This window comes from Streptomyces sp. TOM-9, assembly GCF_056858595.1.
Genome location: NZ_JBXEQB010000001.1, coordinates 4,222,330 through 4,247,243, shown reverse-complemented (window position 1 = coordinate 4,247,243; position 24,914 = coordinate 4,222,330). Strand labels below are relative to the sequence as shown.

24 protein-coding genes are annotated in these 24,914 nt (G+C 73.8%); 11 read left to right on the top strand and 13 right to left on the bottom strand.

What is annotated here, in order from left to right; all coding sequences use genetic code 11:
* The first annotated feature begins 36 nt into the window (after positions 1-36).
* Entirely contained in the window at positions 37-1,638 is a 1,602-nt protein-coding gene (locus tag AC1VWI_RS19615) for an IucA/IucC family protein (protein ID WP_499512314.1), read from the top strand.
* On the opposite strand, the gene AC1VWI_RS19610 is transcribed toward AC1VWI_RS19615, so the two are convergent.
* The 4 genes from AC1VWI_RS19610 to AC1VWI_RS19595 all read right to left on the bottom strand — a co-directional run bounded on the left by AC1VWI_RS19610 (position 1,587) and on the right by AC1VWI_RS19595 (position 7,650).
* Complete coding sequence (locus AC1VWI_RS19610; protein ID WP_499512313.1) at positions 1,587-2,351, bottom strand: peptidoglycan-binding domain-containing protein; 765 nt, start codon at positions 2,349-2,351, stop codon at positions 1,587-1,589. The two genes, AC1VWI_RS19615 and AC1VWI_RS19610, sit on opposite strands and share 52 nt — an antisense overlap.
* The gene (locus tag AC1VWI_RS19605) at positions 2,348-3,301 is read right to left on the bottom strand and encodes a hypothetical protein (RefSeq protein ID WP_499512312.1); all 954 of its coding nucleotides are present in this window, start codon (positions 3,299-3,301) and stop codon (positions 2,348-2,350) included. Before AC1VWI_RS19605 ends, AC1VWI_RS19610 begins: the two co-directional genes overlap by 4 nt.
* A gap of 76 nt (positions 3,302-3,377) precedes the next feature.
* Entirely contained in the window at positions 3,378-4,856 is a 1,479-nt protein-coding gene (locus tag AC1VWI_RS19600) for a dihydrolipoyl dehydrogenase family protein (protein ID WP_499512311.1), read from the bottom strand.
* Between the two features lie 259 nt (positions 4,857-5,115).
* Positions 5,116-7,650, bottom strand: coding sequence for a SpoIIE family protein phosphatase (locus tag AC1VWI_RS19595; protein ID WP_499512310.1), 2,535 nt, complete (start codon positions 7,648-7,650; stop codon positions 5,116-5,118).
* 229 nt (positions 7,651-7,879) lie between these two features.
* Here AC1VWI_RS19595 and AC1VWI_RS19590 point away from each other — a divergent pair, with 229 nt between their 5' ends.
* Together AC1VWI_RS19590 and AC1VWI_RS19585 are read left to right on the top strand one after the other, a co-directional pair.
* Positions 7,880-8,320: an OsmC family protein gene (locus AC1VWI_RS19590; protein WP_499512309.1), complete on the top strand. Its 441-nt coding sequence runs from the start codon at positions 7,880-7,882 to the stop codon at positions 8,318-8,320.
* 144 nt (positions 8,321-8,464) lie between these two features.
* Complete coding sequence (locus tag AC1VWI_RS19585; protein WP_499512308.1) at positions 8,465-9,076, top strand: TetR/AcrR family transcriptional regulator; 612 nt, start codon at positions 8,465-8,467, stop codon at positions 9,074-9,076.
* 85 nt (positions 9,077-9,161) lie between these two features.
* On the opposite strand, the gene AC1VWI_RS19580 is transcribed toward AC1VWI_RS19585, so the two are convergent.
* Both AC1VWI_RS19580 and AC1VWI_RS19575 read right to left on the bottom strand, forming a co-directional pair.
* On the bottom strand, positions 9,162-9,470 hold the full coding sequence (locus AC1VWI_RS19580) for a GNAT family N-acetyltransferase (RefSeq protein ID WP_499512307.1): 309 nt from the start codon (positions 9,468-9,470) through the stop codon (positions 9,162-9,164).
* Positions 9,467-9,736 carry a DUF2630 family protein gene (locus tag AC1VWI_RS19575; RefSeq protein WP_499512306.1) on the bottom strand — a complete coding sequence of 90 codons (270 nt, stop codon included), beginning with the start codon at positions 9,734-9,736 and terminating at the stop codon, positions 9,467-9,469. The genes AC1VWI_RS19580 and AC1VWI_RS19575 overlap by 4 nt, the downstream gene beginning before the upstream one ends.
* A gap of 186 nt (positions 9,737-9,922) precedes the next feature.
* Here AC1VWI_RS19575 and AC1VWI_RS19570 point away from each other — a divergent pair, with 186 nt between their 5' ends.
* The 3 genes from AC1VWI_RS19570 (at position 9,923) to AC1VWI_RS19560 (ending at position 14,000) form a co-directional block, all read left to right on the top strand.
* Positions 9,923-11,446, top strand: coding sequence for an MFS transporter (locus AC1VWI_RS19570; RefSeq protein ID WP_499512305.1), 1,524 nt, complete (start codon positions 9,923-9,925; stop codon positions 11,444-11,446).
* 274 nt (positions 11,447-11,720) lie between these two features.
* The gene (locus AC1VWI_RS19565; protein ID WP_499512304.1) at positions 11,721-12,917 is read left to right on the top strand and encodes a MarP family serine protease; all 1,197 of its coding nucleotides are present in this window, start codon (positions 11,721-11,723) and stop codon (positions 12,915-12,917) included.
* Between the two features lie 177 nt (positions 12,918-13,094).
* Positions 13,095-14,000, top strand: a complete 906-nt coding sequence (locus AC1VWI_RS19560) for a DMT family transporter (protein ID WP_499512303.1) — start codon at positions 13,095-13,097, stop codon at positions 13,998-14,000.
* Positions 14,001-14,021: 21 nt separating this feature from the next.
* On the opposite strand, the gene AC1VWI_RS19555 is transcribed toward AC1VWI_RS19560, so the two are convergent.
* From AC1VWI_RS19555 to AC1VWI_RS19540, 4 genes are all read right to left on the bottom strand, one after another.
* Positions 14,022-15,101, bottom strand: a complete 1,080-nt coding sequence (locus AC1VWI_RS19555; RefSeq protein WP_499512302.1) for a glycerophosphodiester phosphodiesterase family protein — start codon at positions 15,099-15,101, stop codon at positions 14,022-14,024.
* A gap of 139 nt (positions 15,102-15,240) precedes the next feature.
* Positions 15,241-15,891, bottom strand: a complete 651-nt coding sequence (locus tag AC1VWI_RS19550) for an HAD family acid phosphatase (protein ID WP_499512301.1) — start codon at positions 15,889-15,891, stop codon at positions 15,241-15,243.
* 60 nt (positions 15,892-15,951) lie between these two features.
* Positions 15,952-16,146, bottom strand: a complete 195-nt coding sequence (locus AC1VWI_RS19545) for a DUF397 domain-containing protein (RefSeq protein ID WP_499512300.1) — start codon at positions 16,144-16,146, stop codon at positions 15,952-15,954.
* Positions 16,143-16,955, bottom strand: coding sequence for a helix-turn-helix domain-containing protein (locus tag AC1VWI_RS19540; protein WP_499512299.1), 813 nt, complete (start codon positions 16,953-16,955; stop codon positions 16,143-16,145). Before AC1VWI_RS19540 ends, AC1VWI_RS19545 begins: the two co-directional genes overlap by 4 nt.
* A 179-nt stretch (positions 16,956-17,134) precedes the next feature.
* Here AC1VWI_RS19540 and AC1VWI_RS19535 point away from each other — a divergent pair, with 179 nt between their 5' ends.
* Positions 17,135-17,350, top strand: coding sequence for a DUF4287 domain-containing protein (locus AC1VWI_RS19535; protein ID WP_499512298.1), 216 nt, complete (start codon positions 17,135-17,137; stop codon positions 17,348-17,350).
* An 8-nt stretch (positions 17,351-17,358) separates the two neighbouring features.
* Here AC1VWI_RS19535 and AC1VWI_RS19530 read toward each other — a convergent pair whose 3' ends face one another.
* The 3 genes from AC1VWI_RS19530 to AC1VWI_RS19520 all read right to left on the bottom strand — a co-directional run bounded on the left by AC1VWI_RS19530 (position 17,359) and on the right by AC1VWI_RS19520 (position 21,029).
* Entirely contained in the window at positions 17,359-18,183 is an 825-nt protein-coding gene (locus tag AC1VWI_RS19530) for an arylamine N-acetyltransferase family protein (protein WP_499512297.1), read from the bottom strand.
* A 51-nt stretch (positions 18,184-18,234) separates the two neighbouring features.
* Positions 18,235-20,268, bottom strand: coding sequence for an MDR family MFS transporter (locus AC1VWI_RS19525; RefSeq protein WP_499512296.1), 2,034 nt, complete (start codon positions 20,266-20,268; stop codon positions 18,235-18,237).
* A 71-nt stretch (positions 20,269-20,339) separates the two neighbouring features.
* Positions 20,340-21,029 carry a MerR family transcriptional regulator gene (locus tag AC1VWI_RS19520; RefSeq protein WP_499516859.1) on the bottom strand — a complete coding sequence of 230 codons (690 nt, stop codon included), beginning with the start codon at positions 21,027-21,029 and terminating at the stop codon, positions 20,340-20,342.
* A 166-nt stretch (positions 21,030-21,195) separates the two neighbouring features.
* Here AC1VWI_RS19520 and AC1VWI_RS19515 point away from each other — a divergent pair, with 166 nt between their 5' ends.
* The 4 genes from AC1VWI_RS19515 to AC1VWI_RS19500 all read left to right on the top strand — a co-directional run bounded on the left by AC1VWI_RS19515 (position 21,196) and on the right by AC1VWI_RS19500 (position 24,885).
* Positions 21,196-22,707, top strand: coding sequence for a flavin-containing monooxygenase (locus tag AC1VWI_RS19515; RefSeq protein WP_499512295.1), 1,512 nt, complete (start codon positions 21,196-21,198; stop codon positions 22,705-22,707).
* On the top strand, positions 22,704-23,636 hold the full coding sequence (locus tag AC1VWI_RS19510) for an alpha/beta fold hydrolase (protein WP_499512294.1): 933 nt from the start codon (positions 22,704-22,706) through the stop codon (positions 23,634-23,636). Before AC1VWI_RS19515 ends, AC1VWI_RS19510 begins: the two co-directional genes overlap by 4 nt.
* Positions 23,633-24,526 carry an SDR family oxidoreductase gene (locus AC1VWI_RS19505; RefSeq protein WP_499512293.1) on the top strand — a complete coding sequence of 298 codons (894 nt, stop codon included), beginning with the start codon at positions 23,633-23,635 and terminating at the stop codon, positions 24,524-24,526. Before AC1VWI_RS19510 ends, AC1VWI_RS19505 begins: the two co-directional genes overlap by 4 nt.
* A gap of 98 nt (positions 24,527-24,624) precedes the next feature.
* Entirely contained in the window at positions 24,625-24,885 is a 261-nt protein-coding gene (locus tag AC1VWI_RS19500; protein ID WP_499512292.1) for a hypothetical protein, read from the top strand.
* Positions 24,886-24,914: the final 29 nt, after the last annotated feature.

The following is a 24,914-nucleotide window of genomic DNA, read 5'->3' as shown; positions in this document are numbered from 1 at the left end:
ATCGACCAGCGCACCGACCAGCGGGAACGAGCCGTCGTGGGTGACGCCTGGGACCGCGCCGAGGCGCTCTCCGCGACGGCCCTGCTGAACTGCCTGCTGCGCGAGCTGGCCGAGGCCGCGGGCGAGGACGGGGGCCGTCCGGTCCACCGGCTGCCCGCGACCGGCCGGCTGCTGCGGGTGCGGGCCGGGCGCCATCCCGCCGGGCCCGAGCTGCGCGCCGGGGACGGCTGGCGGCCGCTCCCGCTGGAGGCGCTGGTCGACGTCGCCGCCGCGGAGCTCACCGCGCGCACCGGTGTCGCGGGCACCGGGCTGCCCGCCGAGATCGGCGACAGCCGCGACGTGCTCGCCGCCCTGCTGGAGGCCCGCGAGCACGCACCGCCGCCCGCCGATCCGTACCTGCGTTCCGAGCAGGCCCTGGTGGCCGGTCACCGCCACCACCCCGCCCCCAAGACCCGCGGCGGCGGCCCGCCGGAGAGCTGGCTGCCCTACGCGCCGGAGGCGCACACGAGCTTCCCGCTCACGCTGCTCGCGGTCCGCGCGGACCTGCTGGCCGGTGAGGGCGACACCTCGGTGCTCGACCGGCTGTACCCGGACGTCCCCGAGGGCCACCGGGTCCTGCCCGCGCACCCCTGGCAGCTGGCCCTGCTGGGCGACCTCCCCGCGTTCCGGGACGGACGTCTGCTGCGCCTGGGGCACACCGCCGTACCGGCCGTGCCGACGGCGTCCCTGCGGACGGTGTACCTGCCGGACGCCGACCTCTTCCTGAAGTTCAGCCTCGACGTGCGGATCACCAACGACATCCGCCGGCTGTGGCGGCACGACCTGCGCTGGCTCGGGCCGGTGGACGAGGTGCTGCGCGCGGTCCCGGAGGCGGACGTCCTGTCCGACCGCGGCTACCGGACCGCCGACCTGGGCGGCCTCGACGCGTTCGAGGGGCTGGCCGTGCTCGTCCGGGACGGCTTCGGGGAGCACCTGCGCCCCGGGCTGACCCCGCTGCTCGCGGCCGCCGTCGCCGAGGGGTACGAGGGCAGCCCGCTCGCCGCGCCGGGCCTGACCGCGGACGGCGCGCTGGCCTGGTGGGAGGCGTACCTGCGGCAGGTCGTGCCGCCGGTGCTGCACGCGTACCTCCGGCACGGGGCGGTGCTGGAGTGCCACCTGCAGAACGTGCTCGTCGCCGTGGACGCCGACGGCGTGCCCGGCCAGGCGCTCTTCCGCGACCACGAGGGCGTCAAGCTGGTCGAGGAGCGGCACCACGAGCTGCTCCGCCGCCACGCACGTCCGGACGCGCCCGGGCCCGGAGTGGACGCCGCCCACGGCTGGGAACGCCTGGTCTACTGCCTCGTCACCAACAACCTGCTGGAGATCGCGGGCGCCGTCGCCGAACGCCACCCGGAGCTCACGCCGGTGCTGTGGGCGCGGGCCCGGGCGTTCCTCGCGGAGTGGGCGGCCGGGCAGGGGGACCCGGCGCCCGTGCGGGAGCTGCTCGCCGCCCCGTACGTCCCCGCGAAGACCAACCTGCTGCTGCGCTGGACCGGCGCGGACGGCGCCGCCGCCCGCTACCTGCCGCTGCCGAACCCGCTGCGGCCTCAGGGCGCCGTGGTGACCGACTCCAGCGAACGGCGCGTGGCGGGGCCGTAGAACCCGGAGGTGTCGCCCGTGACGCCGTAGCCCATCTGGTACCGCTGGACGGCGTACTTGACGCCGCCGTCGTACTTGCCGTCGGCCGGACCGTCGTAGAGCTGGACCTGGGCGAGCCGCTGCTGCAGCGCCAGGACCTCGGGGCCGCGCGAACCGGGCTTGAGCACCGCGCCGGAGCCGGCGGTCGCGGTGCCGGTGGCCCCGCCCGGGGCGGTCGCGGTGCCCGTGGCGGAGGCCCGCGGCAGGGTGCCGGACGCGGAACCGGAGCCGGACGGGGAGGCCTCGCCCGCGCCCGTACGCGCCGACGGGACCGGGGCGCCGCGCGAGGGCTCCGCGGTGCCGTCGGAGTCCGGCAGGCTCGGCAGCGTGAGCCGCGGCGGCGAGGTGCTCGGACCGGGCAGCGCACGGTCGGCCTCGCCCGGACCGGTGACGAGGTGCCCGAGCAGGGCCAGGACACCGACGCCGGCGACCGCCCCGGCCACCGTGACGACGGCCCGCAGGCGCCGCCGGGAGCGGGCCGCCCCGCCGCGCGCCCCGCGGCGCCCGCCCGCCGGGTGCGGTACCCGCGGCGGCGGCTCCTGCGGGTCGCCGGGGCCACCGCCCGTGCCGTGCGGCGTGTCGGGGAACACTTCGGCGTAGTCGGGCGTGGGCCCCTCGGAGCCCACGCCTATCAGCGGTCTGGCGGTCGTCCCGCCCGCCCGGCCGTCGTTCATCTCTCCTCGCCCGCCTGGTCGGGCACGAGACGTTCGAGGACGTCCTGGAACTCCTCGCCGACGGTGATCAGCAGCCCGTCGCCGTCCTTCCGGCTGAGCTGGGTCAGCACGCCGTCCCGCCACCAGTAGACGTACGGGCTGATGGGGCCCACCGCGTCCTCGTGGCCCGCCGCCGCGAAACCCGCCATGCCGTTGAGCGCCGGGATGACGCCGCTGTCACGGATGGCGTGGAAGGCCAGCTGGTGCCGGAACGGCATGGCCACCAGCGCCCCGTCGGCGGTCAGTGGCTCCCCGGTGACCCGTTCCACCAGCTCGTCCAGGACCAGCACCCGGGCGGCGGTGAAGAAGGAGTCCCCGACGAGGACGTCGAAGCGCACGTCGGCGTGCCGGACCACCTCGTGCCGTTCCACCGGCAGGTCGCGCAGGTTGAGCAGGGCGCGGCCGCGCAGCTCACGGGCGTCGCCGAGCGGGACCAGGGCGTGGTCGGCGAGCGTCATCACGCTCTCCGGGAGGTCCAGGGCGAGCACCTCAAGCAGCCCGGGCGCGGCGATCCGGGCGTAGCGGAAGGTCTCCGGGTCGACGGCGTCGGGGGTGACCAGACGCGGGTAGAGCCGTTCGCGGATCTCCTCGGCGGGCAGGGTCTCCAGCGGCGAGGGCCCGTCGAGGGTGCGCAGCACCGCACCGATGTGCTCCCGCGCCAGCAGCGGCCACACGCGCGGGCCGCGCCGGTCGTTGTGGCACAGCGCGGCGAGGTTGCCGAGCCCGAAGCGACGGCCGGAGTCGTCGGTCACCATGTCGGCGAAGACCGTGACCTCCAGCCCGAGTTCGGCGAACGACTCGCGCACGATCGCGCGGAAGCGCGCGCCCTCGTCCACCGAGAAGAAGGCGTACTCGGGGTCGCGGGGTGCGTCCCGCTGGTCACGCTTCGGCCCGCGCCGGAAAATCCCCACCTCAACTGTCCCCTCGACCTGGACTCGACGAGCAGGGCGCGATCCTATCGGCAGGCGCCCGGGGCCGCCGTCTCCGTCAGGCTTCGCCGTCCGGCGCGTCCCGGTAGGTCTCCAGCAGCCGCAGCCACACCTCGCTCATCGTGGGGAAGGCCGGTACGGCGTGCCACAGCCGTTCCAGCGGCACCTCGCCGGCGACGGCGATGGTGGCGGAGTGCAGCAGTTCGCCGACCGACGGGCCGACGAAGGTGACGCCGACGAGGTGACCCCGGTCCAGGTCGACGACGGCACGCGCCTTGCCCTTGTACCCGTCGGCGTACAGCCCGGCTCCGGAGACGTTGCCGATGTCGTAGTCCACGACCTTGACGCGGCGGCCCTCCCGCTCGGCCTGCTCGGCGGTGATGCCGACGGCGGCGGCCTCGGGCTCGGTGAAGACGACCTGGGGGACGGCGACGTTGTCGGCGGTGGCCGCGTGCCGGCCCCAGGGGGCGGTGTCCAGGGGTTCCCCCTTGGCGCGGGCGGCGATGGCGGCGCCGGCGATACGGCCCTGGTACTTGCCCTGGTGGGTGAGGAGGGCGCGGTGGTTGGTGTCCCCCGCGCAGTACAGCCAGCCGCCCTCGACGCCCTTGACCAGGCAGGTGTCGTCGACGTCCAGCCACGCCCCGGGGGTCAGGCCGACCGTCTCCAGGCCCAGGGCGTCGGTGTGCGGGACGCGGCCGGTGGCGAACAGGGCCTCGTCGGTGACGAGTTCCGACCCGTCGGAGAGCACCAGGGTGACCGGCCCGGACTCCGACGCCCTCCGCAGTTCGGTGACCGACACGCCGGTGCGGATGTCCACCCCGGCGGCGCGCATCCCGTCCGCGACGAGCTCGCCCACGAACGGCTCCCAGCGGGGCAGCAGCCCGGAGCCGCGGACCAGCACGGTCACCTCGGAGCCGAGCGACCGCCAGGCGGTCGCCATCTCGACGCAGACGACGCCTCCGCCGACCACCGCGAGCCGCCCCGGCACCTCGGGGGAACTGGTGGCGTCGCGGCTGGTCCACACGTGGTCGTCGGCGATGCCGGGCAGGTCGGGCAGTTGCGCGCGGGTACCGGTGCAGACCGCCACGGCGTGCCGGGCGACCAGGACGCGCTCGCCGCCGTCCGGGGTGTCGACCACGACCCGGCGCGGGCCGTCGAGCCGGCCGCGGCCCCGGACGAGGTCGATGCCGGCCGAGTCCAGCCAGCCCACCGCCCCGTCGTCCTTCCAGTTCCCCGTCCACCAGTCGCGGCGGGCCAGCACCGCGGCGGCGTCGAGCCGCCCGCCGGCCGCCTCCCGTGCCCCCGCGACCGCTCGCGCCGCGTCCAGGGCGGCCTGCGGGCGCAGCAGCGCCTTGCTGGGGATGCACGCCCAGTACGAGCACTCGCCGCCGACCAGTTCCGCCTCGACCACCACGGTGGTCAGTCCGGCCTGCCTGGTGCGGTCGGCGAGGTTCTCCCCGGTGGGGCCCGCGCCGATGACGATGACGTCGTAGGTGTCCGTGCTCGCGTTCGTGCTGCTGTCTGCCGCCGTGGTCATGGTTCCACCGTAGGCAACACCGCGTCCGCGCACAGCCGGAACCAGCGTGTCCCGCCGCTTCACCCGTATGGCGAGGGGCGTCCCCGCCGTGGTGACCGGCCCCAGGGGGTGGGACGGGCGGCGGCGCCGGGAGCCCGCCTCGTGGACATCGCCCGGGGCGGATGGGGAGCGGGACCTCGCGCGACTGGGGGGCCATCAGGGCGAGGCCGGAGGCGGCGCCCGAGGGTGCCGGCGTCTGCGGCCGCCGGTCGGGGGCGCTTCACGCGGGCAGTTGCTGCTCCGTCCAGATGACCTTGCCCCGTTCGGTGTAGCGGGTGCCCCAGCGGCGGCAGAGCTGGGCGACGAGGAAGATCCCGCGGCCGCCCTCGTCGGTGGTGGCCGCGCGGCGCAGCCGGGGGGAGGTGCCGCTGGCGTCGGCGACCTCGAAGACCAGCGCCCGGTCGCGCAGCAGCCTGGCCTGCACGGGGCCGGCGCCGTGGCGGATGGCGTTGGTGATCAGCTCGCTGGCGATCAGCTCGGTGGTGAAGGTGAGCTCGTCGAGGCCCCAGGCGCGCAGCCGGCGGGTGATCGCGGAGCGGAGCGCGGAGACGGCCGCGGGGTCGTCGGGCACGTCCCAGCAGGCGACCTGACGCTCGTCCAGTGACCGGGTGCGGGCGACGAGCAGGACGACGTCGTCGGCGGAGGGGGCGGGGCGCAGCGCGGCCTCGAGCGCCGCGCAGACCTCCTCCGGCGGGCAGCCCCGCGGGACGGCGGTGAGGGCGCGGCCGAGTCGGCGCATCCCGGTGTCCGGGTCGAGGTGGCGGCCCTCGATGAGGCCGTCGGTGTACAGGACGAGGCCGCTGCCCTCGGGGACCGCGAACTCCGCGGCCTCGAAGGGGAGTCCGCCCAGGCCCAGGGGCGGCCCGGAGGGCAGGTCGGGGAAGCGCACCTCGCCGTCCGGGGCGAGCAGCGCGGGTGGCGGATGACCGGCCCGGGCCAGCTGGCAGCGCCGTGCGACCGGGTCGTAGACCGCGTAGAGGCAGGTCGCGCCGGCGAGGCCGGGACCGGCGCCGCTCTCGTCGTCGAGGCGGACGACGAGGTCGTCCAGGCGGCCCAGCAGCTCGTCCGGGGGCAGGTCGAGGGCGGAGAAGTTGTGCACGGCGGTGCGCAGCCTGCCCATGGCGGCGGCGGCGTGGATCCCGTGCCCGACGACGTCACCGACGACCAGGGCCACCCGCGCGCCGGAGAGCGGGATGACGTCGAACCAGTCGCCGCCGACCCGGCCGCGCGCCGCGGGGAGGTAGCGGTGGGCGACGTCCACGGCGTGCTGCTCCGGTACGCCGCGGGGGAGCAGGCTGCGCTGGAGTTCGAGGGCGAGGTGGTGCTCGCGGGTGAAGAGCCGCGCGTTGTCGATGCAGACGGCGGCGCGGGCGGCGAGGTCGCGGGCGAGGGTGAGGTCGTCCTCGGCGAACGGTTCGGTCCGCGCGGCGCGTTGGAAGGTGGCGACGCCCAGCAGGGTGTCGCGGGCGCGCAGGGGTACGGCGATGACGGCGCTCGGCTCGCCGTCGGGGCCCGGGGCGGTGTCGCGGACCGCGGAGCCGCCGTACAGCGCTCTGGCCTGGGGGCTGTCCGGGACGAGGTGAATCGGTTCGCCCCTGGCGTACGGGCCGTGGCCGCGGGCCGCGCCGTCCGCCGCCACCCGGCGCAGCCCCGCCCCGGGGCCCCCGGGGGCACCGGGGGCCGTGCCGTCCAGGACGGGGCAGTACAGGTCGACGGTCGCGTGGTCGGCGAACCGGGGTACGGCGGCCTCGACGATCTCGCGGGCGGTGCGGGCGACGTCGAGCGTGGTGCCGATCCGCAGGGCGGCGTCGCTGAGCAGTTCCAGGCGGCGGCGCGCGGCGACGGCCAGGCGGCCGACCCCCGGCTCGCCGACCAGCAGCGGGCGGCGTGCGGCCGCGCCGGGGGCGTCGCCGCGCGAGCCGGCGTCGCCGGGCACGCTGACCTCCACGACGGAGCCGCCCGCGAGGGGCCGGCACAGCAGATGGGCCGTGCGGCCGTGGGAGAGGGGGAGTTCGAGCGCCTCCCGCCGGCCGGCGGCGATCAGCCCGGCCGCGGTCTCGGCGAGCACCGACTCGTCCCCGTCGGTGAGCCCGGCCGGGGGGCCGACGCCGGGGATGTGCCCGGCGCCGTCGAGCCGCAGGGGGGCGGCCGCGGCGCCGCGGTGCTCGGCGGTCAGGTAGCCCTGCAGCAGGGCGCGTTCGCGTTCGCCGCACTCCTCCAGGAGCCGCTGCTCGATGGCGAGGGCGCAGCCGCGGGCGAGTTCGGCCATGAGGGGGTGCGCGTCGCCGTACAGGCTGGTGAGGTCGAGCACGCCCTCCACCCGGCCGCTGAGGGGGTGGCGGACGGGCACGCCGAAGCAGGTGAAGCCGCGCAGGGCGGCGGAGAAGTGCTCCTCGCCGGAGACGCGGACGGGGTGCCGGGCGGCCAGGGCGGTGCCGATGCCGTTGGTCCCGGCGTCGAGTTCGTGGTAGCTGAAGCCCGGGGCGAGCCGGACCCGGTCAAGGGCGGGCAGCAGCGGCGGCTCGGCTGCCCGGCGGTCGATCACCAGCCCCCGGTCGTCGGTGAGCAGGACGGCGGTACGGGTGCCGGAGAGCGTGCCGGCGAGCCGGTCGAGGACCGGACCGGCGGCCCGGACCAGTGCCCCGGTGGGGTCGACGTCGTCGGTGTACGGGACCTCGAGCCGTTCGGGGTCGAGGCCGGCGGTCTGACAGCGTTCCCACGAAGCGAGGATGGGTACCCGCACGGATTCGACCACCAGGCTCACTCCTTGACGTCCGCGTCCCAGGTCCCGAACGTAGGGCGGCGGCACGGCGACGGGGGGCGGGTCGGTGAAATCCCCGCGTACAGCCACCCTTGTGGGTGACGGCCCGTTTGACAGGGGGCAACACGACCGTCACGGCGGGGGAGATCGCTTCGCGAAGCGGCGTGCGGTGGTGAAGACTTGGACCCGCCGCAGCCGTACGCCGTACTTGGGAGGATCCACCATGTCCACCACGCCCCACTCCACCACGCGGGTCGCGCACACCGTCTGGGACGGCAGTCTGACGGAGGGCAGCGGGGTCGTGACCCTCGACTCCTCCGGCATCGGGGAGTACCCGGTGACCTGGGTCGCCCGTTCCCAGGAGCCGGGCGGGAAGACCAGCCCCGAGGAGCTCATCGCCGCCGCCCACTCCAGCTGCTTCTCGATGGCCCTGTCGGCCGGCCTGGGCAAGGCGGGCACCCCGCCGACCCGGCTGCGCACGCAGGCCGACGTCACCTTCAAGCCGGGCACCGGGATCACCGGCATCCACCTGACCGTCGAGGGCGAGGTGCCCGGGATCGACGAGGCGGAGTTCGTCAAGGCGGCCGAGGACGCCAAGGCGAACTGCCCGGTGAGCAAGGCGCTCGCGGGCACGGAGATCACGCTCACGGCCTCGCTGGCCTGACGCCGCGCGGCGCCGGCCCGTGAGCCGGCCCGCGAGCCGGACCGCGTGCACCGCCCATCGAAACGTTTCGGTTTCGGTGGGCGGTGCCATATTGTCGTTGGGATACGAAACCGTTTCGCAGGGGACGAGAGACGGAGCAGGAACATGACGACCGACGCGAGCGCACCGGCGCGCCGCACCCGGCTGACGCCCGAGCGGGAGCAGGAGCTGTACGGCGCGGTGATCGACCTGCTGCGCGAGGTCGGGTACGACGCGCTGACGATGGACGCGGTCGCCACCCGCACCCGGTCCAGCAAGGCCACCCTCTACCGGCAGTGGAAGAGCAAGCCGGAGCTGGTCGTGACCGCGCTCAGGTGCACCAAGCCGGTGCACGTGGAGAACGTGGACACCGGTTCGCTCCCCGGCGACCTGCACGAGCTCGCCGACCGCATCGGCGACGGCTCGGACGTGGACACCCCGCTGATCCGGGGCCTGGCCCACGCCTCCGCCACCAATCCCGACCTCGCCGAGGCGATGCGCCAGCACCTGATCGAGCCCGAGCTCACCGGGGTGCGGCAGCTGCTGGGGCGGGCCGCCGACCGGGGGGAGATCGACGCCGCCGTCCCCGCGGCCGAGTTCATGCCGCACATGATGCTCGGCGCCGTGATCACCCGCCGCCTGCTGGAGGACGTGGAGGTCGACGCCGCCTTCATGCACCGCTACATCGACGCGGTGGTGCTGCCGGCCCTCGGCATCGGGCCGGGGCGCGGGCGCTGACGCCCGTTCCGGCCGGTTGTCGTGTGCGGGTGCGTTGCGCCTGCGGCGGGCGGGGGAAGACCAAACCGCAGCCGCGCCGCAGGCGTCAGTCGCTGACCGTGCTGCGCGGCCGGTACTCCAGGTCCTCGTACTCGGGGTGGTGCGCGATCCAGCCCGCGATGAACGGGCAGGCCGCCAGCACGCTCTGGCCGTGCTCCCGCGCCTCGTCCAGCGCGTGGCGGGCGAGCGCGGAGCCCACGCCCCGGCCCTCGAACTCCGGGTCCACCTCGGTGTGCAGGAAGGCGATCATCTCGGGGGTGCGGATGTACGTGGCGAAGCCCGCCAGCCTGCCGCCGACGTGCGCCTCGTAGCGGCGCGCGCCGGGGGTGTCCGTCACCTGTGCGGCGCTCTTCACGACTGGTAGCCCTCCACGGTGTGGGAGGGGCGCACCTTCGCCTCGCCCGGGTCCCCGCCCGCCTCGGTCTTGGCGCGGCGCTGGCGGAGCAGGTCCCAGCACTGGTCGAGCTCGCGCTCCAGCTCGTCGAGCCGGGCCTGCTCGGTGCCGCTGTCCACCCTCCCCTCGCTGAGGAGTTCGCGCAGGGTCCGCTCGTCGGAGACCATCGCGCTGATCCGTTCCAGGATCGCCCTCTCGGGGCGATCTCCCGTGTGCTGCTCGGCCACGGCCGCACCTCCCTCGGTCCTCGGCTCCCACTCTAGGCAGCCGGTTGCGCCCCTGCGATCGAAACACTTGCGTTTCGATAAGGCGGGCCCTAGTCTCGACGTGTACGAAACGGTTTCGTATCTCGTCGGGTTCCCGGCGTCCCGACCCCTCCCTGCCTCCCCGTGACCGACTGGAGCGCGTCCCGCATGTCCCAGAGCACCGCCGACCCGAAGGCCGGCACCGGCCTACCCCCCGTGGGGGCCGAGACGAAGGCGCCCGACGCCCCGGCGGCGCAGCGCTGGTGGGTCCTCGCCGTCATCGGCATCGCCCAGCTGATGGTCGTGCTCGACGCGACCATCGTGAACATCGCCCTTCCCTCGGCCCAGGCCGACCTGGGATTCACCGACGGCAACCGGCAGTGGATCGTCACCGCCTACGCCCTCGCCTTCGGCAGCCTGCTGCTGCTCGGCGGCCGGATCGCGGACCTCTTCGGCCGCAAGACCGCCTTCCTCATCGGCGTCGCGGGCTTCGCCGGGGCCTCCGCGCTCGGCGGCGCCGCCGGCAGCTTCGAGATGCTGGTGACCGCCCGGGCCCTGCAGGGAGCCTTCGGAGCGCTCCTCGCGCCCGCCGCGCTCTCGCTGCTCACCACGACCTTCACCGACGCCAGGGAACGCGCCCGCGCCTTCGGCATCTACGGCGCCATCGCCGGCTCCGGGGCGGCCGTCGGCCTGCTGCTCGGCGGGGTGCTGACCGAGTACCTGAACTGGCGCTGGACCCTCTACGTCAACCTGGCCTTCGCGCTGGTCGCCTTCCTCGGCGGCGCGGCCCTGCTGCGGCGGGCGAGCCGCCGTCCCGGCGCGACGATCGACCTGCCCGGCACCGTGCTGGTCTCCGCCGGGCTGTTCGCCGTCGTCTTCGGCTTCTCCAACGCCGAGAGCCACGACTGGAGCTCGCCGCAGGTGTGGGGCTACCTGGCCGCGGGCGCGCTGCTGCTGGCCGCCTTCGCCTGGTGGCAGACCCGGGCGCGGCACCCGCTGCTGCCGCTGCGCGTGCTGCTGGACCGCAACCGGGGCGCCTCCTTCGCCGCCTCACTGGTCTCCAGCGCCGGGATGTTCGCGGTCTTCCTCTTCCTCACCTACTACCTGCGGCTCACGCTCGGCTACTCCTCGGTCAGGACGGGCCTGGCCTTCCTCCCGCTGGTGGGCGCCCTGATGGTGGGCGCCCAGGTCGCCACCACCGTGCTGGTGCCGCGGGTGGGCCCGAAGCCCGTGGTGCCGGCCGGTTTCGGCCTCGCGGCGGCGGGCCTGGCCTGGCTGACCGGGCTCGGCCTGTACAGCGGCTACGCGGCCGACGTGCTGCCGCCGCTGCTGGTGATCGGCCTGGGCATGGGCCTGATCTTCCCGCCCGCGATGAACCTGGCCACCACCGGTGTCGGTGCCGAGGACGCGGGCGTCGCCTCCGCCGCCGTCAACGCCATGCAGCAGGTCGGCGGCTCGATCGGCACGGCGCTGCTGAACACCCTGGCCACCGGTGCCGCCACCGACTACGCCCTGGCCCACCGCACCGATCCGCTGGTGAAGGCGCAGGCCGCGCTGGAGGGCTACGGGACGGCCTACTGGTGGGCCGCGGCCTTCTTCGCCGCCGGCCTGGTGATCAGCTTCCTGCTGTACCGGCGTGGAATTCCCGCTCAGGACGGGAATGCTGAGGCCGCCCCGGTCGTCCACATGTAGGGGGGATGAGCTGCGGGGCCGCCCCTGAGCGGTGGGAAGGTCCCGCACGCGCCGACCCGTGGGGACGGGGTGCGGTGCGACGGAGGGCCCGGTGCCGGCGTCCGTGGTTGCACACGGAAGCCGTGCCGGGCCTTTCCCATGCGATTCCACGGTGATCCGGGGAGCCCGGGGCGGATGTGACGGAATCTGCGTGCGGTGCACCGCAAAAGGGAACCTATGGTCAGTTAATGTGCGTTTTCACTGGTCCATAGGGTTTCGTCGAAAGGCCCCTCGGTTGAACCTGCTCGACCTCCTGCTGCTGGTGCTGACCGTCGCCTACGCCGTCGCCGGCTTCCGGCGCGGACTGGTCGCGGGCTGCATCTCGCTCGCGGGCTTCCTCGGCGGTGCGGTGGTCGGCGTGTGGCTGCTGCCGTACGTGCTGCAGTACGTCGAGTCGGGCACGCCACGGGCGACGCTGGTCGCGCTGCTGACCGTCCTGGTGCCCGCGGCCGGCGGGCACGCCCTCGCCTCCGGGGTCGCCTGGAAGGTGCGGACGGGTCTGGACTGGGGTCCGCTGCGCTGGTTCGACGGGGTGGGCGGCGCGGTGGCGAACGCCGTGGCCGTGCTGCTGGTCGCCTGGGTGGCCGCGAGCGTGCTGGTGACGTCCTCCTCCAGCGTGCTGGCGCAGTCGATCCGCGGGTCCGAGGTGCTCGGCACGGTCCAGGACACCATGCCCCGGCAGGCACCCACCTGGTTCAGCAGGGCGACCAGCGCACTGGCCGAGGCCGGGTTCCCGCAGGTGTTCAACCCCTTCGAGTCCGAGCCCGTCAACGGGGTGCCCGCGCCCTCCGGGGACAACGTCACCACCGCCGCGGCCGGCGCGGCCGCGCGCAGCACCGTCAAGATCGAGGGCGTCGCCTTCGTGGACGGCCGCCGCCAGGGCCAGGAGGGCACCGGTTTCGTCTTCGCCGACGAGCACGTCATGACCAACGCCCACGTGGTGGCCGGGGTGGACGAACCCGCGGTGCAGGTCGGCGGGCTCGGGCGGGCCTACCGGGCCACCGTGGTGCTCTTCGACCCCGGCAAGGACGTCGCCGTCCTGGACGTCCCGGGGCTGGACGCGCCCGCGCTGAGCTTCACCGACGACGCCGTGAGCGGTGACGGCGCGGTCGTGGCGGGCTACCCGCAGGACGGCGGCCTCGACCTGCGCGCCGCGACGGTGGCCGGCCGGATCCGCGCCACCGGCCAGGACATCTACGGCGACGGCACGGTCACCCGCGACATCTACCAGGTCCGGTCCGTGGTGCGCCCGGGCAACTCCGGCGGCCCGCTGCTGGACACCTCCGGACGTGTCTACGGGGTGGTCTTCGCCCGCTCCACCGCCGACTCCACGACGGGCTACGTGCTGACCGCCGACGAGGTGCGCTCCGACGCGCAGCGCGGGGCGCACGCCAAGGAGCCGGTGGACACCGGCGACCGGGCCGCGCTGTGACGGGCGCACGGTGACCGCAGGACCGCGGCAGGCCTCCGCATACGTTCGACGTTAGACTTTCCCTTTACGCGGAAAACCGGGCGAACCCATCGAAATCGTCGAACCCATCGGGCGTCGTCCGGCGCCGAGCCGGACGAGGACGACCGCGGCCGAGCACGCCGGAGTGGTGCCGTTGTCATGATCTCCATCCTCTTCGCCGTCCTCGCGGCCTGCAGCAACGCCTTCGGGACGGTCCTGCAGCGGCGCGCGGTGCTCACCGTCCCCGCCTCGAAGTCCCTGCGCCTGGGCCTGATGAAGGACCTGCTGCGCACCCCGGTCTGGCTCGCCGGCATCCTCGGCGTCATCCTCGCCGCGATCTTCCAGGCGCTGGCGCTGGGCAGCGGTTCCCTCGCCGCGGTCCAGCCGGTGTTCATCCTGGAACTGCCGCTGGCCCTGGTGATCGGCGGCATGGTCTTCCACGTGGAGCTGTCCCGCAAGGCCTGGGTCAGTGTGGCGTGCATCGCCGGGGGCCTGGCGCTGTTCCTCTTCTCGATGGCGCCCAGCGGGGGGCGGGACCAGGTGCCGGGCATCTGGTGGGTGCCGACGCTGCTGATCGTCGGCGGGCTCGGCGCCGTGCTGGTGCTCGCCGGGCTGCGGCGGCCCACCGGCCTGATGCGCGCCGCCTGCCTCGGTGGGGCGGCGGCGGTCGGCAACGCCCTCACGGCCGCGCTGATCAAGTCGTCCATGGACGTCCTGGAGCACCAGGGGATCGCGGCCTGGCTGCTGTCCTGGCAGACCTACGCCTTCGCCGCGGCCGGCGGGTTCTCGTTGTTCCTGCTGGGGACCGCGATGCAGGGGGGACCGCTGATCGCCTCGCAGCCCGCCCTGACGCTCGGCGACGCCGTCGTCGGCTTCTGCCTGGGGGTCACGCTCTACGGCGAGCAGCCGCGCACCGGCTTCTGGCTGCTGCCCGCGCTGGCGGGGTTCGCGGTGCTCAGTTACGGCGTCTTCGCGATGTCCCGCACGCAGTGCCTGTACAAGTGCGTCCACCCCGAGGAGCACCTGGCCAGCCCGGCCGGGGAACCCGCCACCTCGACCATGTGAGCCCCACGCGCGGACGCCTCGTCAGTGGCGCGGGGCGGGGTACGCCTTGGGCAGGCGCATGCCGCGGTCGGCCATGATCTGCCGGACGTGGTTGGGGTAGTCGGTGATGATGCCGTCGATGCCCATGTCCATCAGGGCCTCGATGGTCGGGTTGTCGTCACAGGTCCACGGGATGACCTTCAGGCCGCGCTTGTGGGCGTCCTCCACCATCTTCTCGGTGACGTAGAACGTGAAGTTCGGGTCGGCGATGGTGCCGTTCTGCGGCATGCCGTAGACCGGGGAGAGCGCCTTGACGCCCGGTATGGCGGCGGCGGCCTTGACGAAGTCGCCGTCGTAGTCGTCGGCGTCGATGCCGCCGAGCCACGGGGAGGCGCCGGGCTTGCCGACCTGGAGGAAGTCGTAGTTGGTGAGCGCCACCAGCGGGTACTTCGGCGCGAGCTTGTGCATCTCGTTCAGGGCGCCCCAGTCGAAGGACTGGATGGTGACCTGCTTCTCGATGCCCGAGCGGTGGATCTCCTCGAAGACCCGGCGCACGAACAGCTCGCGCGGCGCGGTCTGCTCGGGAGCGCCGGCCTCCACCTTGGTCTCGATGTTGAGCTTGACCTTCTTGGCCTTGTAGCTCTTGACCAGGCCGAGGACGTCCTTGAGCTCCACCATGCGGTGGCCCTTGATCTGCTCCTGCTCGGGGAAGCCGGGCAGCTGCTGGTAGCCGCAGTCCATCGTCTTGATCTGGGCCAGCGTCAGGTCCTTGATGTACTTGCCGACGTACGGGTACATCGGGTCGCCGGCCGTCACGGGGCCGGTGTCCTTGCACTTCTGGGCGCTGATCTGGCGGTCGTGGTTGACGACGACCTTCTGGTCCTTGGTGACGTGGGTGTCCAGCTCCAGGGTGCTCACCCCGAGGCGCAGGGCCTTGCCGAAGCCCTCCAGGGACTCCTCGGTGGTCATGCCGATGCCACCGCGGTGGGCCTGCAGGTCGAAGGAGGCCTTGGGGGAGTGGCCGTGGCCGTGACCGTGGTCGGCCGTGGCCGCCTGGGCGGCGGTGGGGACCACGAGCGCGGGAACGACGGCCAGGGCTGCGATTGCGTGCCGGAGGGACATTTACACCTCGTCTACATCGGACGAACAGGACCTGGTGACGCTAAGCCGCAGGTCGAGCGCGTACGAAGCCCGCGCGTGAGGGCATGGTGAACGCCCGGGGAACGATCGTCCCCCGGGCGTGGCCCGGTCACGGACGGTGTCAGTCCAGGAGGCCGTCGTAGTCGGGGAGCTTGAAGGTGCGCTCGGCGTGGCCGCCCACCAGGTCGGTGGTGTTGTTGCCGATGTTCGCGACGATCGTGTAGCCGCGCTTCTCGACGGCGGCGCGCTGCGCCGTCTTGTACGCGCTGACCTCGTCGAAGAGGTCCGGGATCGAACGGCCGTAGAGCCCGGCGACCGGGTAGCCCTCGCGGTCGAGGTTGTAGTGCGTGGCCGGGTAGATGAAGTCCGGCCGGGCGGTGACGAAGAAGACGTCCACGCCACGGGAGTCCGCGTACCGGGCGAGGTCACGCGTCGGCGCGACGGCCGGCGGGAACCACCAGTCGAAGTACGTCTCCAGCGCGGTGTTGTCGATGTCCAGCACGATCGCCAGCTTCTCGCCGGGCTTCCGGGCGGCGGTGCGGTCCTGGACGTAGGTGTGCGCCTGGTCGATCACCGGGCGCACGTCCCGCAGCCAGGTCTCGTGGTCGACCGAGGCGGCGGTGGCGGAGGCCGTGGTGGCCGCCGCCACCGGGACGCCGGTGGGCTCGGCGGCGTGCGCGTCGGCGGGGAGCGCGATGCCGGACACCCCGGCGGCGATGATCGCCGCGACGACGGCGCCGCGTCTCCAGGTGAGGGTTTTGAGGGTTGTCATGCACCGTACGTTCGCTGGTGCGGGTGAGCGGAAACTGGCGTTCGGATTACCGGTTGGTAACTATCCTTGGGGCTCGGACAATTGGCCGGCGAAGGCCACGAACGCGGTCCACGCGTCCGGCTCGAAGGCCAGAACCGGGCCGGACCTGTCCTTGGAGTCCCGTACGTGGACGGCGGCCGGGCCGACCGCCACCTCGACGCACTGACCGCCGTCGCTGCCGCTGTGACGGGACTTGAACCACACGAGAGCGCTCACAGTTCACCCGCAATCTGCTCGATCACCTTGGCCGAGTCCTCCGGCGTGAGGGCCTGCGCCCGGATCATGCCATAGCGCTGGTGGAGCAGACCGGCCCTTTTCCGGTCATCGGTGAGCAGGCCCCCGGCCTGGCCCTCGGCGTAGGCGAGCAGGTGGCGTTCGGGGTTCTCCAGCAGGGTGAAGGGGCCGTCGAGTCCGGCGTGGGTCCCGTAGCGTGCCGGCATCACCTGGATCTGGACGTTGCGCCGCCGCCCCACCTCGACGAGGTGCCGCAACTGCTCCCTCATCACGGCCGGTCCACCCGTCGGGCGGCGCAGGACCCACTCCTCCAGGACGAAGGAGAGCATGCACACCGGCTTGCGGGTGAACAGCGCCTGGCGGGCCAGCCGGTCCTCGGTCCAGCGCTCGGCCTCGTCCTCCTCCAGGGCCGGACAACGGGCCGCGAAGACCGCGCGCATGTAGGCCTCGGTCTGCAGCAGGCCGTTGACGACATGGGAGTCGTACGCGCCCAGGCTCAGCGCCCGGGCCTCCTCGTCCGCGTACTCCCCGTACCCCACGGGCAGCCTCTCCCGGGACAGATGGGGTGCCACCGCCTTCAGCACCCCGGATGAGCCCAGCAGTTGCTCGGCACTGTCGATGAACGCCGTGCTGGCGATGCGCTCACCGCACTCGATCTTGACGGTCTGCGACTTCGAGTAGCCCGTGTGCGCCGCCACCGCGTCCAGGGTGAGCCCCTGGCCCTCGCGCAGCGCCTTGAGCAGGTCCCCGAAGATCCTCATGCTCACCGAGCGCTTGTCCTCGACCGTCACGCGGCCACCCCCGTCCGGCTCCCCTGGCGTCGTCCCGCAGCGCCACGCTAGGCACGCGGCGGCCGGCGGCGCGCCGGGAACCGGCGGAATTCACCTGACGCGGGGAATCGCGGACCGGGTGTGACGCAGGCCACGCCACGGTGTCGATGGATTCACGGCGCCCGCGCGGTCCACCGGGCATGACAGAAAACGTGAAGGGCCCGGCGAGTTACTTCCCGTCGATTGAGAAGAAGTACGGCCGGCCGGTCGAGGAGTGGAAGGAGCTCATCCGCTCCTCCCCGCTGACCCGGCACATGGAGCTCGTCGGCTGGCTGAAGGCCGAGCACGGACTCGGGCACGGACACGCCAACGCCCTGGTGGCGCACACCCTCGCCGAGGGGAAGGACGCGTCGTAGCCACCGGGTCACTCCGGCAGTCGCGTCCCCTCCGGAAGCCGTACGGCGAAGTCGTCCGCCAGGACCCGCAGCACCTCGTCCGCGTCCGCCAGTTGCCGTTCCTTGCGGGTGCCGTCGGCCGTGGTCTCCGTCAGGCGGCGTCCGGTCAGGGACAGGTGCGCGTCGCCGGTGGTGCGCTGGGCGTAGACGCCGCGGGAGAAGGGGGAGCGCGGGTTGGTCGCCACGTGCCAGTTGATGACCTCGTAGTCGGGGGCCTGGAAGGGCTCCACCGTGAAGGCGTACTGGTCCTCCCAGCCGTCGTCACCGGTGCCGGGCGGGTACGCCTGGAGCTTCCACAGTTCCAGCGGCCCGTCGTGCGGCGCGTGGACCAGCCGGTGGCGGCGCGGCGCGTCGTGCAGTTCCACGTCCGGCACCAGCGGCAACGGCTCCAGCAGGGCGCCGATGCTGCCGAAGCCGACGTCGCTCACGTACGGCACCGGCTCGCCGGGCACCCCGGCGAGCATGAGCATGTGCGTACGGGGGCGGACGTCCCCCGGCTTCGCCCCCACCAGCACGCGTGCGGTGAGCAGCGTGACCCGGAACCCGAGGGCGGTGAGCGCCGCGGCGAACAGGGTGTTGTGCTCGTAGCAGTAGCCCCCGCGCCGGCCGTGGACGAGCTTGGCCTCCAGGTCGGGCAGCGCGAGCGAGGGCGCCCGGCCCAGGACGGGGTCGAGGTTCTCGAACGGGATGCCCAGCATGTGGGCGCGGTGCACGGACCGCAGCACCTCCGCCGTGGGGCGGCGTTCACCGGCCCAGCCGATGCGGGCGAGATAGGCATCGAGATCGAGCGTCATACGACCACCCTACGGATGCGCGGCGATTCCTTCGCCCCACGGACCGGGCCCCTACACGGGCGCGGGGTGGCGGTCGTCCTCGCTCTCCTCCAGGAGTTTGCGGGCGAGGCTGTCGACGGCGCGGTCCATCAGGACACGGTCGGCGGGGTCGGCGATCGTCCAGTCGTCGAGCCGGGAGTCCAGCCAGCGGCGCCAGGCCGCGGCGAGGAGGTCGAGCTGGGCGCGGCCGGCCGCGGTGAGGGCGAGGGCGTCGCCGTCCATGCGGGCCCAGCCGCCGCGGGCCACCTTGGCGAAGGCGGGTTCGAGGACCTCGCCGGGCATGCGGTGGGCGCGGGCGACGGCGTCCAATGAGGCGCCGCCCTGGAAGCGGTCGCGCCAGTGGATCTGCCCGAGCGCCCAGGCCTCGCCCGGGGTGAGTGGGGAACCGGAGTCGGCCAGGATGCGGAGGGCGACGGCGGGCTCCGCGGCGTGTTCGCGGCGCATGACGCCCGCGACCGCACGCTCCAGTTGGACGACGGCGTCGGGGGAGTCGGGGGCGGAGAAGCCCTCGCCCATGTCCGAGGCGCCGGCGCGGGCGCTGTCGCGCAGCGGCACCTCCTTGAGGAACCAGGCGATGACGAAACCGGCCAGGGCCACCGGGGCGACCCACAGGAAGACGTGCTGGATCGTGTCGGCGTAGGCGTCGACGATCGGGGCGGCCCGGTCGGGCGGGAGCGCCCGCAGGGCCTGCGGGTCCTGCGCCGCGGCGGCCGGGACGCCGGGCACCTCGGCGAGGGCGGCGGACAGGGCGGGGCCGAGCCGGTTGCCGTACAGGGTGCCGAAGACGGCGGTGCCGAAGGCGCTGCCGAGGGTGCGGAAGAAGGTCACCCCGGAGGTGGCGGTGCCCAGTTCCGCGTACGCGACGGTGTTCTGGACGGCGATCGTCAGGACCTGCATGGCCAGGCCGATGCCGAGGCCGAAGACGAGCATGTACAGGGACTCCAGCCACGGCCCGGTCGCCCGGTCCATGGTGGACATCAGGTACAGGCCGAGCGCCATGACGGCGGTGCCCGCGATGGGGAAGGCCTTGTAGCGCCCGGTGCGGCCGATGACGGTGCCGGAGGCCATGGACGTGCCGAGCAGTCCGGCGACGAGCGGGAGGGTGCGGACCCCGGACTCGGTGGCGGAGACCCCGTCGACGAACTGGAGGTAGGTCGGCAGGTAGGTGAGCGCGCCCAGCAGCGCGAAGCCGACGATGAAGCTGAGCAGCGAGCACACGACGAAGACCGGGTTGCGGAACAGGTGCATGGGGAGCATCGGCTCCTTCGCGCGCAGCTCGACCAGGACGAACGCGGTCAGCAGCACGGCCGAGGAGACGAACAGCCCGACCACGACGGCGGAGTCCCAGGCGTACTGGCTGCCGCCCCACTCCAGGGCGAGCACCAGTCCCGAGGCGCCCAGGGCGACCAGCGCGATGCCCGCGTAGTCGACGACGGGGCGGACGGCGGCCCGGACGACGGGGACGGTACGGGCGGCCATCACGACCATCACGATCGCGACGGGGACGTTGACGTAGAAGCACCAGCGCCAGGTGGCGTGGTCGGTGAACAGACCGCCCAGCGTCGGGCCGACGACCGTCGTGACCCCGAAGACCGCGCCCAGCGCGCCCTGGTACTTGCCGCGCTCGCGCAGCGGGATGACGTCGGCGATCAGGGCCATTGCCGTGACCATGAGCCCGCCGCCGCCGATGCCCTGGACGGCGCGGGCGACGATCAGCATGAGCATGCTGGTGGCGGCGCCCGCGAAGACGGAGCCCGCGACGAAGACGACCGCGCTGACCTGGAAGACGACCTTGCGGCCGAACAGGTCGCCGAACTTGCCGACCAGTACGGTGGAGACGGTCTCCGCCAGCAGGTAGGCCGTGACCACCCAGGCCATGTGCCCGGCGCCGCCGAGGTCCGCGACGATCGTCGGGAGCGCGGTGGAGACGATCGTCTGGTCCAGGGCCGCCAGCAGCAGGCCGAGCACGATCGTCACGAAGACGACGTTGGTCTGGCGGCGGCTCAGGGCGGGCGGCCGGCCGGCGGTGGGGACGGTGACGGCCATGGCTCCACCCTCGCGCGGGCCCGCCGGTGCCGCCCGGCCACACGCCCGTACGGGCTATGCGTCGGCGTCCGCTACCGCTTGAGCTCCTCGCGCAGCCTGCGGTCGATCGCCAGGGCGAGCTCCGCCTCGACGACGGCCTGCACCAGGGGGCGCAGCCGGGCGATCGCCTCGCTCAGCCGGGTGGTGTCGCCGGACTGCAGGTCGGCCTCCGCGTCCGGCAGGACGTAGGTGCGGGCCAGCTCGACGAAGAGCTCGGCGAGCAGGTCCATGCGGCCCCGCATGGCGCGGCCCGCGGCGAGCACCTCGGCGAGCGGGACGCCCTCCCTGACCAGAGCGGCCGAGGCCTCCAGCAGCCGGCGGCTGACGTGGACGACGTCATCGCCGTCCACGGCGAGGTAGCCGATGTCCAGGGCGGTGGCCAGGTTCTCCGCGGTGGCCTGGTCGCCGTAGTGGTCGGCGAGGCCCTCCGGGGTGAGCCGCAGCGGCTCCTCCTCCGACCAGCGGGTGGGCAGTCCCGGGTCCAGGCCGAGCAGTTCGCCGACGTCGCGGCGGCCGCTCTCCCAGGCGTCCATCAGTTCGGCGATGCCGCCGAGGGTGTGGCCCCGTTCCAGCAGGGCCGTGATGGTCCGCAGCCGGGCCAGGTGGTGGTCGTTGTACCAGGTGATGCGGCCCTCGCGGCGCGGCGCCGGGAGCAGCTTGCGCTCCCGGTAGAAGCGGACGGTACGCACCGGGACCCCGGCCGCTTCGGCCAACTCGTCCATCCGGTACTCGCGCTCGTGCGTCGCCACGCCGATCAGCCTATGCGGTGTGCGCGTCACATCGCGCGGTCCGCCCTCTACCCCTGGTAACGCCTTCTGGTCTACGCTCCGAACCGTGCCAGTGAACACTGGCGCGATTCGGCAAGGGGCGGCACCGAGAGGCGGCGGTATGGCCGGACACAGCGAACACGTGCGGGTTGCGGTGATCGGATCGGGGTTCGGCGGACTCGGCGCCGCCGTACGGCTGCGACGCGAGGGGATCACCGACTTCGTCGTCCTGGAGCGCCGGGACTCCGTCGGCGGGACGTGGCGGGACAACAGCTACCCGGGGTGCGCCTGCGACGTGCCCTCGCACCTGTACTCGTTCTCCTTCGCGCCGAACCCGCAGTGGCCGCGCACCTTCTCCGGCCAGCCGCACATCCGGGCCTACCTGGAAAGGGTCGCGGACACCTTCGGCCTCCGCCCGCACCTGCGCCTCGGCACGGAGGTCACCGAGGCCCGCTGGGAGGCCGGCGCCCGGCACTGGCGCATCACCACCTCCCGCGGCGAACTCACCGCCGACGTCGTGGTCTCGGCCACCGGGCCGCTGTCCGACCCCAAGCTGCCGGACGTCCCCGGTCTCGACGCCTTCCCGGGGAAGGTCTTCCACTCCTCGCAGTGGGACCACGACTTCGACCTCAAGGGCAAGCGGGTCGCCATGGTGGGCACCGGGGCCTCGGCCATCCAGATCGTGCCCGCCATCCAGCCCGAGGTGGAGCGCCTGACCGTGGTGCAGCGGACGCCCCCGTGGGTGATGCCGCGCATGGACCGCGGGATCAGCCGGGCCGAGCAGTGGCTGCACGGCAAGGTGCCGGCCACCGCCAGGGCGCGGCGCGGACTGCTCTGGCTGATCCGCGAGTTCCAGGTCGGCGCGTTCACCAAGCGCCCGGCGATGATGCGCGGCGCCCAGGCCATGGCGGCCGCGCACCTGCGCAAGGCCGTCAAGGACCCGGCGCTGCGGGCCAGGCTGACCCCCGACTACCGGATCGGCTGCAAGCGCATCCTGCTGTCCAACGACTACTACCCGGCGCTCGCGCGGCCCAACACCGAGGTCGTCGCCTCCGCGCTGAAGGAGGTGCGCGGCTCGACCCTCGTCATGGCCGACGGCACCGAGCGCGAGGCCGACGCCATCGTCTTCGGCACCGGCTTCCACGTCACCGACATGCCCATCGGCGAGCGGGTGTTCGGCGCCGACGGCCGCTCGCTGACCGAGCACTGGAAGGACGGCATGGCCGCGCTGCGCGGCTGCACCGTCGACGGCTTCCCCAACCTGCTGTTCGTCATCGGACCCAACACGGGCCTCGGGAACAGCTCGATGATCCTCATGATCGAGTCCTCGCTGAACTACGTCGCCGCGTACCTGCGCGCCCTGGACACCACCGGCGCCGCCGCGCTCGACGCCCGCCCGGAGGCCGTGCGGTCCTGGAACGAGGAACTGCAGCGCCGCATGGCGCGCACGGTCTGGAACACCGGGGGCTGCGTCAGCTGGTACCTGGACGACCAGGGCCGCAACACCACCGTCTGGCCCGGGACGACCTCGGAGTTCCGGCGCGCCACGCGCCGGCTGGAACTGCAGGAGTACGAGATCGTGCCCGCCGGTGCCCCCGGGGAGCGCACCGAGCGCGTGGAGGTGGCCTCGTGACCGCGTCCGTCTTCGACCTCCCGGCCGCCCGGCGCACGCACCGCGTGCGGTCCGCGGACGGCACCGCGATCCACGTGGAGGAGTACGGCCCCGAGGCCGGCACGGCGCCCACCGTGGTGCTGATCCACGGCTGGACGTGCAGGACCCTTTTCTGGGCCCCGCTCATCCACGAACTCGCCGGGGAGTACCGGGTCGTGGCGTACGACCAGCGCGGCCACGGCGCCAGCGGGACCCCGCGCCGCGGCGGCTACGGCACCGGCGCGCTCGCTGACGACCTCACCGCGGTCCTGGAGGCCGTCGTCGAGGGCGACGAGAAGGTGGTGCTGGTCGGCCACTCCATGGGCGGGATGACCGCGATGGCGGCCGGCGACCGCGCCGCCGTGCAGACCCGCACGGCCGCGGTGCTGCTGGCCAGCACCGGCAGCGGGCGGCTGCTCGCCGAGGCGGCGGTGCTGCCCCCGCGGGTGCGCAGCAAGCGGGTGCGCGACGCCTTCCACCGCTTCCTGCTGGTCAGTTCGGCGCCGCTCGGCCCGCAGTCCGCGGTGACCCGGGCCGCGCTCAAGTACGGGATCCTGGGCGCGGCGTCGAGCAAGGAGCTGGTGGCCGCCACCGCCCGCATCGTGCACGCCTGCGGGCGCCGGCAGCGCGCGGCGTGGGGCCGGGTGCTGGCCGGGCTCGACCTGGACGCGGGCGTCCGCGCGCTGCGCGCGCCCACCGCCGTGCTCGTGGGCGGCGCCGACAAGCTCACCCCGCCGGCGCACGCGCACGGCATGGCCGCCCGGCTCTCCCGGTTCGCCGGGCTCACCGAACTGCCGGGCCTCGGCCACATGACGCCGCTGGAGGCACCGGCCGCGGTGGCGGGCGTCGTACGCACCCTCGTAGAGGACCACCTGCGGCCCGGGGCCCAGGTCAAGGAGGAGACGGCATGAGCAGGTCGCTGAACGGGCAGGTCGCGGTGGTGACCGGTGCCGCCCGCGGGGTGGGGGCGCTGCTGGCCCGTAAACTCGCCGCGCGCGGCGCCCGGTTGGCGCTGGTGGGGCTGGAGCCGGACGAACTGAAGCGCGTCGCCGCGGAGATCGGCCCCGACACCGGGTACTGGACGGCCGACGTCACCGACCGGGAGGCCATGGCACGGGTGGCCGGGGAGGTCGTCGAGCGCTACGGCCGCGTCGACGTCGTCGTCGCCAACGCCGGTGTGGCGACCGGCGGTCCGTTCCTCGACGTGGACCCCGCCGACTTCGAGCGCGTCATCCAGGTCAACCTGCTGGGCAGCGTGGTCACCGCCCGCGCGTTCCTGCCCGCCCTGCTCGCCTCGCGCGGCTACCTGCTGCAGATCGCCTCGCTCGCCGCGATCACCCCGGCGCCGCTGATGACCGCGTACTGCGCGAGCAAGGCGGGGGTGGAGTCCTTCGCGCACTGCCTGCGCGCCGAAGTCGGCGTCAAGGGCGTCAAGGTCGGTGTGGGGTACCTGAGCTGGACCGACACCGACATGGTGCGCGGCGCCGACGAGGACGAGGTGATGCGCGAGGCCCGCGCACGGCTGCCCTGGCCGGCCAACCGCACCTACCCGCTGGAGCCGGCGGTCGAGCGCATCGCGGACGGGATCGCCCGCCGCTCGCCGCACGTCTACGCCCAGTGGTGGCTGCGTGGAATGCAGTCCGTGCGCGGGTACTTGCCGGGCCTTATCGGGGGTGCCCTGGGGCAGCGCGAAATGCGCCGCCTGGAGCCGAGGATCGCCGCCGCGGGCGGCATCCGGCACGGACTCGTCGGCCGCGGCGGCGCCGCGGACGAGCGGGCCCGGTCGGAAAGACCCGTCTGACCAGCGCTGTTCACGGAACGCGTTCGTCCGAAATGCGTACTGTGTCCGGCCGTGTCAGCCTGGTCGAGGCCCATTCCATACATCACGAAGGAGTGATCATGGGCAAGAACGACCCCACGCGAAACAAGGCCGGGCAGCAGAACCGCCCGCAGGCTCAGCCCCAGTCCCAGGAGCGCATCGGCCAGACCCGCGAGCGCGTTCCGGGCACGGCAGGCGAGCCGATGCGCCAGCAGGGCAAGCAGCAGCACCGCGAGCCCGGCCACGGCCAGCCGTCCAGGACGTCCCCGCAGTCGATGCCCAAGGGCGACCGCCAGCGCTCGCTGGAGGAGATCGACGAGCGGCAGGACCGGGACAGCTGACCCGCGTGGTCCAGGCGTGAGCGTGGAGG